This window comes from Kitasatospora sp. NPDC088264, assembly GCF_040685715.1.
Classification (GTDB): domain Bacteria; phylum Actinomycetota; class Actinomycetes; order Streptomycetales; family Streptomycetaceae; genus Kitasatospora.
This window is the reverse complement of the sequence record NZ_JBFBIR010000049.1, coordinates 14,960-26,909: the sequence shown is the minus strand read 5'-3', so window position 1 is coordinate 26,909 and position 11,950 is coordinate 14,960. Positions and strand designations below refer to the sequence as shown.

General features: G+C 75.4%; 9 protein-coding genes. 5 read left to right on the top strand and 4 right to left on the bottom strand.

Features of this window, described 5'->3' with window-relative positions:
* Positions 1–76: 76 nt before the first annotated feature.
* Positions 77–613: a hypothetical protein gene (locus tag AB0O82_RS28890; RefSeq protein ID WP_363586855.1), complete on the bottom strand. Its 537-nt coding sequence runs from the start codon at positions 611–613 to the stop codon at positions 77–79.
* 237 nt (positions 614–850) lie between these two features.
* Positions 851–1,891 carry an IPT/TIG domain-containing protein gene (locus AB0O82_RS28885; protein WP_363586854.1) on the bottom strand — a complete coding sequence of 347 codons (1,041 nt, stop codon included), beginning with the start codon at positions 1,889–1,891 and terminating at the stop codon, positions 851–853.
* A gap of 194 nt (positions 1,892–2,085) precedes the next feature.
* Between AB0O82_RS28885 and AB0O82_RS28880 the strand changes: the two genes are divergently transcribed.
* The 4 genes from AB0O82_RS28880 (at position 2,086) to AB0O82_RS28865 (ending at position 9,983) form a co-directional block, all read left to right on the top strand.
* Positions 2,086–3,630 (top strand): hypothetical protein, encoded by a 1,545-nt coding sequence (locus AB0O82_RS28880; protein ID WP_363586885.1) that lies wholly within the window; start codon positions 2,086–2,088, stop codon positions 3,628–3,630.
* A gap of 66 nt (positions 3,631–3,696) precedes the next feature.
* Positions 3,697–4,572, top strand: a complete 876-nt coding sequence (locus AB0O82_RS28875) for a hypothetical protein (RefSeq protein WP_363586853.1) — start codon at positions 3,697–3,699, stop codon at positions 4,570–4,572.
* A gap of 43 nt (positions 4,573–4,615) precedes the next feature.
* Entirely contained in the window at positions 4,616–9,208 is a 4,593-nt protein-coding gene (locus tag AB0O82_RS28870; RefSeq protein ID WP_363586852.1) for a hypothetical protein, read from the top strand.
* A gap of 10 nt (positions 9,209–9,218) precedes the next feature.
* Positions 9,219–9,983, top strand: coding sequence for a metallophosphoesterase (locus AB0O82_RS28865; protein ID WP_363586851.1), 765 nt, complete (start codon positions 9,219–9,221; stop codon positions 9,981–9,983).
* Between the two features lie 24 nt (positions 9,984–10,007).
* Here AB0O82_RS28865 and AB0O82_RS28860 read toward each other — a convergent pair whose 3' ends face one another.
* Both AB0O82_RS28860 and AB0O82_RS28855 read right to left on the bottom strand, forming a co-directional pair.
* Positions 10,008–10,358, bottom strand: coding sequence for a hypothetical protein (locus tag AB0O82_RS28860; protein WP_363586850.1), 351 nt, complete (start codon positions 10,356–10,358; stop codon positions 10,008–10,010).
* Between the two features lie 174 nt (positions 10,359–10,532).
* On the bottom strand, positions 10,533–11,228 hold the full coding sequence (locus tag AB0O82_RS28855) for an FCD domain-containing protein (protein ID WP_063350185.1): 696 nt from the start codon (positions 11,226–11,228) through the stop codon (positions 10,533–10,535).
* Positions 11,229–11,394: 166 nt separating this feature from the next.
* On the opposite strand from AB0O82_RS28855, the gene AB0O82_RS28850 reads away from it, so the two are divergent.
* Positions 11,395–11,949, top strand: coding sequence for a gluconokinase (locus AB0O82_RS28850; protein WP_350884259.1), 555 nt, complete (start codon positions 11,395–11,397; stop codon positions 11,947–11,949).
* The last annotated feature ends 1 nt before the right edge of the window (position 11,950 follow it).

Below are 11,950 nucleotides of genomic sequence, written 5' to 3'. Positions count from 1 at the left end.
GTGACCCGGGCCCGGGGGGCCCACCGGCGTGCGACCCCTGGTCACACGCCCTGGGGCGGCGCCGGGCGGCTCCGGCTCAGGGCGCGGCCACCGGCCCCTGGAAGGAACGTTCCAGCGGGCGCAGCGCCCGCAGCACGATCAGCAGCGGGACGACGCCGACGATTCCGAACGACATGTCGATGAATCGCCAGCTCAGGGGAATCCCCCGCAGCGGTCCGCAGACCAGGGCCAGGGGGATGACGGCGCCGCAGGCGAGCACCGCCCAGCGGATCACCCAGATGTTGCGGACCGGGTCCTTGATCGGGCCCCAGAAGGCGGCGGCGATCACCAGGTGGGCGAAGGCGAGCCAGTCGGTGCCGTAGGCCAGGAAGGGGTAGCGGTCATTGGTCTCCGCGACGCCGGTGCGGACGCGTTCGATCCAGTCCAGTGCGGCCGGGAAGCGGTCGGCCAGCGGCGCGGCCGGCCCGGTCGCGAGGTCGGCCAGCCAGCGGGTCTCGGTCTCCAGCGGGAAGGCCGTCAGGCCGCTCAGCACCAGGCAGACCACGAAGATCCAGAGCCAGTGCCGGACTCTGCGCAGTACCGCCGCGGGACCGGTGCCCGGATTGGTGTCCATGGTGCGAACCTCCATGCCGAAGAGCAGGCGGGGTCTTGTCCCGTCTGTACGGAACCGACTCTAGACCCTGCTTTTGAACGCGTTCAACTAGCCCCTGACGTGCGGGCACGCCCCGGACGCCGGGCGGGCGCGCACCCCCGGACGCCGGGCCGGCGCGCGCCCCCCGGACACGCCGATGCCCGGGTGCCGGAGCACCCGGGCATCGGAACCGCCGGGACCGCGCGGTGTACGTCGGGACTACGCGGTGTACGTGAAGGTCACCGGGGCACTGGTGCCGCCCGCCGTGGTCACCGTGACGTCCACCGGGCCGGGGCCCACCGCCGCCGGGGAGGTGGCCGAGCAGAAGGACGGGCCGCAGGAGACGTGCGCGGCCGGCACCCCGCCGAACGCGACCGTCCCGTACGTCAGGTTGGTGCCCTGGAGGTACACCTGGGTGCCGCCGGCGGCCGGGCCGCCGGCGTTGGCCAGATTGCCGACCGTCGGCGCGGGCGGCGGCGGGGGCGGGGCGCCCGTGTAGTCGAAGGCGGCCGGCGCCGCGACCGTGCCGCCGGGGGTCACCACGGAGACGGGTGCGCTGCCCGAGCCGCCGGGCGTGGTCACCGTGCAGGCGGTGTCGGTGCAGGTGCCGGCCGCCGGGACGCCGCCGACCAGCACCATGCCGTGCGCCAGGTTGCCACCGCTGACGGCCACCGCAGTGCCGCCCGCGCCCGGGCCGGTGGTGGTGTCGAGGCCGTCGACCGTGGGCGGCGCCTGGACGACCGGCGCCGGGGTGGTCCCGTCGACCGACAGGGCCGTCACGTGGCCGGTCGGGTCGGTGTCGTTCGGATTGGACACGGTCACGACGATCTGGCCGGTCAGCTGCTGGGTGTAGTCGCGGCCCACGTTCAGCTTCATGAACTCGTAGCGCCCGGGCCTGCGGGTGCCGATGAGGACGGCGTCCAGGTGGCGCCCGTCGGGCGAGACGGACTCGGTGAAGGTGTAGTCGTACGGGGTGGAGAAGAACATGCCGAGCTCGGTGGTGAGCCCGGGCGGCAGGTCGACGGTGATGTGGGTCGGCCCGGTGAGGTCCTGGGTGCCGGCGGAGGTCCAGCCGACCGATAGCTTGCCCGGTCCGGGAGGGGTGGTGCCCGGCAGGAAGCCGTTCAGGGCCGCGGTCACGTGCTGCCCCTGCACGGCGGGGGCGTCGGCGGGGGCGGCCGACGAGGCGGCGGCACCGGTGGCGAGGGTGGTCACGGACAGCGCGGCGGCGAAGCCTGCTTTGACCAGTCGAGTGATCATAGGCCGATCATCACGGTGGCGACGCGCCACCTTCACGGGTTTCCCGAATATCGGTTCGGGAATGGCGGAATCCCGTCGAAACCCCGTTCTGAATTCACCCCCGACACGCCCTCCGGCCTGCCGCGCAGCCCGCCCACAAGGCCCGTTTCGGTCGATGTCGGTGCGAACCTCTAATCTTGTCCACCGTGACCGCCATCGCTGACCCGCCCACCCTGCCCGGCCCCCGGCCGCCCGCCGGGTCCGTCGCGGCGAGGCCCGCGCCCGGCCCCGCCGCCGACGAGGGCCTGGCCCGCCGGCTCAAGGCGCTGGCCTGCACCGCCCCCCTGCACGACCTGGACAACCGCAAGGTCAACCTGGCGGGCGAGTACGGCGGCTACGCGATGGCCGAGGTCGGTCTCGCCGCGATCGACCTGGTCACCCTGCACATGGACTTCGACACCGGCGCCGACCGCGACATAGTGCTCGCCCGCCTGCTGCCCCGGGTCGCCGCCCAGGCCGCCGACCGCCCCGCCGCCGAGCACGAGCGGGTCGCCCGCTGGGTGCTGGAGTCGCTGATCAACGTCGGCAGCGTCGACCGGGGCTTCCGCGCCGTCTACGGCACCTTCGGCGCGGACGGCGCGTACGTCCGGCGCGACTACGACTTCAAGCTGATCGAGGAGGTCCCCGGCCCCGACGGCGGCGTCTACCTGCGCACCACCGACGAGGCGGTCAACGTCCTGGTCGGCGCGCTCGACACCGACGTCACCTCGGCCCAGATCGCCGCCGAGGTCAAGCTGGAGGTGCTGATCCGCCGCGGCCGCCTGGCCGACGCCCAGCTCGCCGCCGAGCAGGCCCGCTACCGCACCGTCCAGTACGCCGAGACGCTGCGCCGCGCCCTCGACGCGACCCGGCGCAACGTCCGCGCCGTCGACTGGATGCGCGCCATCCCCGACCTCATCGACGAGGCGCTGGACCACATCGCCGACCGCTACCGGCACGAGAACGCGATTCTCACCAACATCCGCAAGGCCCGCGACGAGGCCGAGCCCCACACCCCCGAAGGGGCCGAGCACAAGCGCCGCGCCGCCGAGCTGCTCGACATCGTCAAGGACTGCATCCGCCGGCACACGAAGCTGCAGACCCGCCTGCTGGAGGCCGGCCCGCTGTTCCGCGCCGAGCAGGACCGGCAGGCCTTCGCCACCCCCGGCGCCCGCAGCGGCATCGACCTCTACGGCCAGCTGCTCGCCCCCGTGCTGCGGCTGCCGGTCGAGCAGGCCGTCGGCCCCACCGGTGCCTTCTTCGCCCGCGGCGCCGGCCTGCGCACCCCCGTCTCCGTCCGGGTCGTCGACCTGGTCGACCTGCTGCTCACCCCGCCGGTCGAGCGCGAGCACCTCGGCGCCGAACTGCCCGACCCGGACCTGGTCGCCACCCCGGACGACAGCCGCTTCTCCGAAGCCCAGCTGGAGGCCGCGCTGCTCCTGCTCGACCTGCCCGCCGACGCCCCCCGCCGGCTCTCCGGCCTGCTCGCCGAGGCCCGCGAGCAGGACCCGGAGCTGCCGTACCTCGTCGCCCTGCTGGCCGTCCACGCGGCCAGCCCGCCGGTCGGCACCGCCTACCGGCAGGGCGAGGAGCGGCTGCTGTTCGCCGTGGACGACGGCACCCCGCTGCGCGACCCGCAGTTCGGCGGCGCCGACCTGATCGTCGGCAGCGCCCTGCTCGACGCGGCCGGCATGGCCGCCGACCGCAAGGACGCCGGCTGACCAAGCCGCCGTCTTGACGCACCACCAGATCGCCCGTACCAGCAACAGCCCCGAGGAGCACCGCCCGTGACGACCCACCACGACGCGTCCTGGGCGGCCGAGACCGAACCCGCGGCCCCCGCCCCGATCACCCCCGGCGACGTCGCCGACGCAGCCCGGCTGGTCTCCTTCGGCCTCCAGGCCAAGCTGCTCCCCGCCCGCGACGCCGAGTACGCCGAACTCGTCCGCCGCCACCGCGAGGACCCGCCGTTCGCCCGGCTCGCCGACGCCGTCGCCACCGGCATGGGCCTGGTCGTCCTGGAGGTCTCGCCGCGCGCCGGCATGGCCGTCGCCGCCGCCGAGGACTCGGTGTTCGCCGTCCGGATGGGCGACTACTCGCGCCGCGCCGCCACCGAGTCCACCGACCGCTTCCTGCACGGCCTGGCCCACCTCGCCGTCGCCGCGATGGCCTTCCCCCGGCCCGAGGACCTCGCCGACGACGGCTACCTCGGCCGGATCACCGTCAACGGCGTCGACGCCTTCGTCCGCCAGGCCTGCCGCCGCCTGGAGGAGCAGGCCGCGACCGAGGGCGACAACACCGACCCGCAGTCCGACGCCCCCGGCCTGGAGGCCGCCTGGCGGGTGTGGGCCCGGCGCACCGCCACCGGCGCCACCAAGGACGCCCGCCGGCTCTCCGGCTCCACCATCGGCATCGTCGCCAAGGCCGTGCTGTTCCTGGTCGACTCCGGCTTCCTGCAGAAGGTCTCCGACGACGCCGGCGGCACCTACCGCACCACCGCCCGCTACCAGCTCCAGGTCCGCGACCTGGCCGGCAGCGCGGCCATGGCCGAACTGCTCGACCTCGGCATCGTCCCGGTCTCCGACGGCACCGCCAGCCTGATGCCGCCGGACACCGGCGACGAACTGGTGGCCGACGCAGGCCTGCCGTTCCACTCGCTCTGAGCCCGAGTCCCGACCACCCCCCAGCCACGGAGAACCGCCGCACATGTACGAGCTCAACCGGGTCCGCCTCTACTCGATCGGCCCGGCCGGCGCCCGCTACGCCGACACGGTGCTCGACCTGCGCGGCGTCGGCGAGCCCGTCGCCGACCCGGCCCCGCAGCAGATCGGCCTGTTCGGCGAGGACGCCGAGGGCCCGGTCCGCCGCCCCGCCCCGGCCGGCGTGCTCTTCCTGGAGAACGGCGGCGGCAAGTCCGTCCTGCTCAAGCTGATCTTCTCGGTGATGCTCCCCGGCCACCGCAACACCCTCGGCGGCGCCAGCTCCGGCGTGCTGCGCAAGTTCCTGCTCGCCGACGACTGCGGCCACGTCGCGCTGGAGTGGCAGCACACCGTCACCGGCGAGCTGATCGTGGTCGGCAAGGTCAGCGAGTGGCGCGGCCGCCAGGTCTCCTCCGACCCGCGCAAGTTCGCCGAGACCTGGTACTCCTTCCGCCCCGGCCCCGGCCTCACCCTGGACTCGCTGCCGGTCGCCGAACGGATCAGCCTGGCCGGCGACCAGAAGGCCCGCGGCCGCCGCCGCACCATGAAGGGCTTCCGCGACGCCCTCACCGAGGCAGGCAAGGCCCACCCGCACCTCGACCTGGTCTTCGAGGACGGCCACGACCGCTGGACCGAGCACCTCGGCGAACTCGGCCTCGACCCCGAACTCTTCCGCTACCAGCGTGAGATGAACGCCGACGAGGGCGAGGCCGCCGGCCTCTTCGCGGTCAAGCACGACAGTGACTTCACCGACCTGCTGCTGCGCGCCGTCACCGACACCCGGGACACCGACGGCCTCGCCGACCTCGTCCACGGATTCGCCGCCAAGCTCGGCCGCCGCGCCGAACTCACCGCCGAACGCGACTTCACCGCCGGCTCCCTCGACCTGCTGGAACGCATCGTCGAGGCCACCGGCGCCCGCGAGAGCGTCCGCGAGGCCCACCGCACCGCCGAACGCCGCACCCGCCGCCTCGCCCACGCCCTCACCTCCCGCGCCGCCGCCGAACGCGACCGCGCCCAGGACCTCGCCATCGAGGTCGCCGCCGCCGCGGGCGCCGTCACCGCCGCCGAGGCCGACCGCACCCGGCACACCCTCATCACCGCCGAACTCACCCACCGGCACGCCACCCTGGGCCTCGCGGCGGCCACCGCCGAGGCCGCCGCGCTGCGCCGCGAACTCATCGACGCCCGCACCCTGCACGCTGCCTGGCAGGCCGCCGAGACCGTCCTGCGCCAGCGCGCCGCCGCCGACCGGGTCACCCGGGTCGCCGCCGCCATCCGCGAGGCCGAACTCGACGCCGCCCCCGCGCTCGCCGCCCGCGCCCGCGCCGCCACCGCCCTGGCCCGCGCCCTGGAGGGCGCCGCCGCGGCCGCCGAGGCCCGCGCCGACACCGAGGAGCAGCGCGCCGGCGAGCTCCAGGACGACGGCGCCAAGGCCCAGTCCGACGCCACCGAGGCCGCCACCGCCGCCCAGAAGGCCCGCAGCGAGGTCGACCACCTGCGCCAGCGCCTCGCCGAGGTCGAGCAGGAGACCGCCGCCGCCGTCGAGGCCGGCTTCATCGACGCCGACGGCGACGTCGACCCGGCCCGCGCCGCCCTGCACGCCGCCGACGTCGAGAAGGCCGCCGGCGCCGCCCTCGCCCAGGCCCGTACGACCGCCGAGGCCTGCGCCGCCCGGCTGCGCGAGGCCGCCGCCGCCACCGGCCGCGCCGAACTCGCCGCCGAACGCGCCGGCGACGCCCGCACGGCCGCCGCCCGGGCCCTCGCCGCCGAGCAGCGCACCGCCGCCCTGCTCGCCACCGAGCAGCGCCTCTCCGACCTGCTCTCCCTGACCCCCGCACCCACCGACTGGAGCGACGACGGGTCAGGGGCCGAGGAGGACGCCGGCTTCCTCACCCCCTCCATCCTCGACCGCAACGCCGAGTACCTGCGCGAACTCCTCGACGAGTCCATCGCCACCGCCGAACGCACCCTGTTCGACCTGCGCACCGCAGCCGCCGACGACTCCCGCATCCTCGCCGCCCTCGGCGACGGCGGACTGCTGCCGCCCGGCCCGGACGTCCTGGCCACCGTCGAGTACCTCGCCGAGCACGGCATCCCCGCCCTGCCGGGCTGGCGCTACCTCGCCCAGTCCGTCGACCCGGCCGACCACGAGGCGATCCTCGCCGCCCGCCCCGAACTCGTCGACGGCGTCGTCGTCACCGACCCCGCCTCGCTGGAGCGGGCCCGCGAGGCCTTGCAGGCCGCCGCCCTGCTGCCCCGCTCCACCGTCGCCGTCGGCGCCGCCGCCTCCCTGATCGCCCCGATCACCGACCAGCCCGCGTTCTTCCTGGTGCCGCCGAACCCGGCCATGCACGACGAGTCCGCCGCCGACGACGAGCGCCGCGAACTGCGCGCCCGGGCGGGCGCCCGCGAGGAGCACATCCGCGAACTCGCCGCCCGCCTCGGTGCCGACCGCGCCCTCGCCGCCCGCCTCGCCTCCTGGCACGCCAGCTGCCCGCCCGGCACCCTCGCCGAACTCGCCGCCGCCGCCGAGGCCGCCCGCGAGCACGCCGAGCAGGCCGCCGCCGCCCTGGCCACCCTGCGCGCCGACCACGACGAGGCCGAGACCGACCACGCCGCCGCGGCCGCCGCCCACGAGGAGCACCGCGAGGCCGCCCAGCGCGCCCGCCGCCGCGCCGACGCCCTCTCCGGCCTCGCCTTCCGGCTGCGCGAGCGCGCCAACTGGGCCCGCCGCCAGCGCGAACTCGCCGAGGACGCCGCCGAGTGCGACCGCCGCCAGGCCGTCTGCGCCGAACGCGCCCGCACCTGCGACGAGGACCGCCGCGCCGCCCAGCGCGCCGCCGACGACGCCCGCCGCACCGCCCGTACCGTGCGCGCCGAACGCGCCGAGATCCCCGCCGCCGAGCAGGCCGACGAGCCCTCCGAGACCGCCCCCGCCGCACTGCCCGCCCTGCGCGAGGCCTACCGCGCCGCCTCCCAGCTGTACGAGAAGGTCGGCGTCGGCGCCGACCTGCGCGCCGAGCAGGCCCGCGCCGAGGGTGACGAGGCCGCCGCCGCGACCGAACTCGACCGCCTCACCAACAAGGTCCGCACCCGCGCCGAGGAACTCCTCGGCAGTCCCGACGGCGCCGACGGCCCGGCCCGCCAGGCCGCGGCCGCCCGCGCCGAGGACCTGGTCGCCACCATCGAGGCCCGCTCCGCCGCCGCCAGCGAGCAGCTCGGACGCCTGCGCGGCGAGGCCGAGCGCTCCGCCCCCGCCGACGGCGAGGCGCACACCGAACTGCCCGAGGACCTCGTCCCCGCCGACCCCGAGCACGCCCAGGTCCTGCTGCGCACCGCCACCAGCCGGCTCGCCGAGCGCCGGGAGGCCCTGGACGCCGCCCGCACCGCGCACGCCGACCTGCAACGCACCTTCGACGCCGCCCAGTCGGCCGCCGCCGACTTCGACGAAATCGCCGGCCAGCTGCGCGACGGCCTGCGCGAGCAGCAGGAGGACGACGGCCAGTCCGTCGAGCCCTACCTCGGCTCGCTGCCGGAGGCACGCGGCACCGCCGCCGAGGCCCGCCGCGCCCTGCGCACCGCCGCCGGCGAGCTGTCCTCCGCCGAACTCGCCGTCCGCGACGCCTCCGACGCCCTCGTCCGGCACGCCAACGCCGCCCGCTACGAGGCCGTCCGCACTCCCGCCCGCCAGCAGATCCGCGAACTGCCCGCCGCCGCGCTGCCCGAGCACGCCGCCGCCTGGGCCGCCGCCTTCGCGCCCCGGCTGCGCGTGCTGACCGACGAACTCGCCCAGCTGGAGCGCAACCGCGGCTCGATCGTCGACCGCCTGCGCGGCCTGGTCGAGTCCTCGCTCACCACCCTGCGCGCCGCCCAGCGGCTCTCCCGGCTGCCCGAGGGCCTGGGGGAGTGGTCCGGCCAGGAGTTCCTGCGGATCCGCTTCGAGGACCCGGACCACGCCACCCTGGTCGAGCGCCTCGGCGAGGTCATCGACGAGGCCACCCGCGCCGCCGTCCGCAAGAACAGCGACCTGCGCCGCGACGGCATGTCCCTGCTGCTGCGCGGGGTCGCCGCCGCGATCGGCCCGAAGGGCGTCAGCGTCGAGATCCTCAAGCCGGACGCGGTGCTGCGCGCCGAGCGGGTCGGCGTCGGCCAGATGTCCGACGTCTTCTCCGGCGGCCAGCTGCTCACCGCCGCCATCGCGCTGTACTGCACGATGGCCGCGCTGCGCGCCAACGACCGCGGCCAGTCCCAGCTGCGGCACGCCGGCACGCTGTTCCTGGACAACCCGATCGGCCGCGCGAACGCCACCTACCTGCTGGAGCTCCAGCGGGCCGTGGCCGATGCGCTCGGCGTCCAACTGATCTACACCACCGGTCTGTTCGACACCACCGCGCTCGCCGAGTTCCCGCTGGTCATCCGGCTGCGCAACGATGCCGACCTGCGGGCGGGCCTCAAGTACATCTCGGTCGAGGAGCACCTGCGCCCCGGCCTGCCCGCCCCGCAGGACCCGGACGGCCCGGCCATCCACGGCGAGATCACCGCCACCCGGATGTTCAAGCGTCCGGCCGAGGTTCCGGTGCAGTCCGCAACTGACTAGCGTGGCGTCCATGCTGACGATCGCGCACTTCAGTGACATCCACCTCGGGCAGGAGCACCGCCGGGACGGCGGCAGGCGCGCCCTGCGGCGGGCCGGGCAGGTGATGGCGTACCTCGACGCCCTGCCCGGCCCGCTGGACGCCGTGCTCGTCACCGGGGACCTCGCCGACCACGGCCTGGCCGCCGAGTACGAGCAGGTGGCCAAGGTGCTGGACTCCCGGTATCCGGTGCTCACTTGCCCCGGCAACCACGACCGCCGGGCGCCCTACCGGGAGGTGCTGCTCGGCGAGGCCCCCGCGGACGGCCCGGTCAACCGGCTGCACCAACTGCCCGGCGCCGACGTGCTGATGCTGGACTCCTCGATCCCGGGCCGCGACGACGGCCTGCTGGACGAGGAGACGCTGGCCTGGCTGGACGCCGAACTGGCGGCCGGCCGCGCCGACCTGCCCGCGCTGGTGGCCTTCCACCACCCGCCGGCCGTCCTGCACCTGCCGAACGTCGACCCGATCCGCCAGTTCGGCGAGGAGGCGCTCGGCGCGGTGCTGGCCCGGCACCCGCGGGTGGCCGGCCTGCTCTGCGGCCACTCCCACACCGGCGCCGCCACCACCTTCGCCGGACTGCCCCTGCTGGTCGCCCCGGGTGTGGTCTCCACCGTCACGCTGCCCTGCGAGGGCGGGCCCGGCATCTCCTTCACCCAGCCGCCGATGCTCGCCTTCCACGTCCTGGACGACACGGGCCGGCTCACCACCCACTACCGGGCCGTCCCGGAGGACTGACCCGCGGCGCCGGCCGCAGGTGTCCTACGCGGCCGGCAGCCGCGGCTGACGCTGCGGCCCGCCGGGGCGGGGGAGCGGCCGGGCGGCCAGCGGGTCGGGCGCCCGGCCGCCCGCCATCGGGTGCGCGGAGCCGGGCGCGCGCTGCCGCTGGGCGGCGACCTGGCGCGAGATCAGGATCTCCAGCAGGCACCACATCGTGCCGAACACCCCGAGCCCCATCGCCATCAGCGCCGGAGTCATCAGCCAACTGTCCGCGTACGAGGCGAGCGTGGCGACGACCACGCCGACCAGCGTGAAGGACAGGCAGAGCACCGCCCGGACGGCGGCGGCGCGCACCTCGTCGGGCAGGCGGCGACGGCGGCGTGGCACGGACATCGATCGACCCCCAGGCGCGGACTCGGCGGCGGACACGGGACGGGCGCACGCGAAAAGCGCCCCCTCGCCTCACTCTGCCCCGTCGAACCAGGACTATGCGTCCGAATCCACCGAACTGCCGTCAAAGCGCGTGATCCGGGCAGCCGGCAGCGGGCGGCCCGCCGCCGGGGGAGGTCAGCCCAACTGCTGGTTGAGCTCCTCCAGGGCGCCCGCCACGATCGTCCGCATGGCCTGCTCGGCCTGGACGGCGTCCCCCGCGCAGATCGCGTCGGCGACTTCGCGGTGCAGCCGGATCGCGTACGGCTCCGGCTGATGGGGCATCAGATGGTACTCGGTCCGCCCGGTGAGCACCGCCCCCACGGTGTCGCCGAGGTGGGCGAACATCTCGTTGCCGGAGGCGCGCAGCACGGTGGCGTGGAAGTCGATGTCGTGCCGGAGGAAGGTGGTGAGGTCGGCGGCCCGCGCCGAGACGGTCAACTCCACGGCCAGTGAGCCGAGTTGGCGCCGGTCATCGTCGCTCGCGTGCACCGCGGCGAGCGCGGCCGCGGCCGGCTCGACGGCCACCCGCAGCGAGCCGAGCGAGCGCAGCTGGGCCGAGCGGTCCGCGCCGGCCAGCCGCCAGCGGATCACCAGCGGGTCGAAGACGTCCCAGAGCGACCTGGGCTGCACGGTGATCCCGACCCGCCGCCGGGACGCCACCAGGCGCATCCCCTCCAGGATCCGTACCGCTTCCCGGACGACCGTCCGGGACACCCCGAACCGCTCCTCCAGCTCCTCGCCGCGCAGCACCGCGCCCTCGGGAATCTCCCCCGACGCGATCGCCGGCCCGAGCTCGTCAAGCAGCCGACCGGGCAGCCCCTGGATCTCCATCCGCCCAGCGTAGACGCCCACCCCGCCGCCACCACCGGCGCGTACCGGGTCCTGCGTCCTGCGATCTACCCCACAGCCCAAAAGTATGACGATTTGGTTTCCGCCACTTGAATACGTCATATCTTTGAGGCGATAGTGGCGGCCAGGCAACGAAGGAGCACCACCCATGGCTCTCAGCGTCGAGAACCACGACCTCCCGGACACCCCTCTCACCATCGTGGTGATGGGCGTCTCCGGTGTCGGCAAGACCACCCTGGCCCGCCTGCTGGCCGAACGCCTCGACCTCCCCTACGCGGAGGCGGACGACTTCCACCCGGCGGCCAACATCGCCAAGATGTCGGCCGGCATCCCGCTGGACGACGAGGACCGCGCCCCCTGGCTGCGCGCCCTCGGCGCCTGGCTCAAGGAGCGGGCCGAGGACGGCACCGGCGGCGTGGTCACCTGCTCGGCGCTGAAGCACCGCTACCGCGACACCCTGCGCGCGGCCTGCCCGGGCGCCTACTTCCTGCACCTCAGCGGCGGTCACGAGCTGGTCGAGGACCGGCTCGCCCACCGCACCGGCCACTTCATGCCGCCGTCGCTGCTCGACTCGCAGTACGCCGCCCTGGAACCCCTGGGCGCGCACGAGCGCGGCGCCGTCCTGGACGTCGGTCCGTCCCCCGAAGAACTCGTCGAGATGGCCGTGGCGCTGCTGCGGCCGGTCAATGGAGACCTCGCGTGAG

Bases quoted from the DNA above. Each gene is read 5' to 3' on its own strand.
- AB0O82_RS28885 (WP_363586854.1), bottom strand. From the start codon at position 1,891: ATGATCACTCGACTGGTCAAAGCAGGCTTCGCCGCCGCGCTGTCCGTG.
- AB0O82_RS28865 (WP_363586851.1), top strand. From the start codon at position 9,219: ATGCTGACGATCGCGCACTTCAGTGACATCCACCTCGGGCAGGAGCAC.
- AB0O82_RS28870 (WP_363586852.1), top strand. From the start codon at position 4,616: ATGTACGAGCTCAACCGGGTCCGCCTCTACTCGATCGGCCCGGCCGGC.
- AB0O82_RS28850 (WP_350884259.1), top strand. From the start codon at position 11,395: ATGGCTCTCAGCGTCGAGAACCACGACCTCCCGGACACCCCTCTCACC.
- AB0O82_RS28860 (WP_363586850.1), bottom strand. From the start codon at position 10,358: ATGTCCGTGCCACGCCGCCGTCGCCGCCTGCCCGACGAGGTGCGCGCC.
- AB0O82_RS28855 (WP_063350185.1), bottom strand. From the start codon at position 11,228: ATGGAGATCCAGGGGCTGCCCGGTCGGCTGCTTGACGAGCTCGGGCCG.
- AB0O82_RS28890 (WP_363586855.1), bottom strand. From the start codon at position 613: ATGGACACCAATCCGGGCACCGGTCCCGCGGCGGTACTGCGCAGAGTC.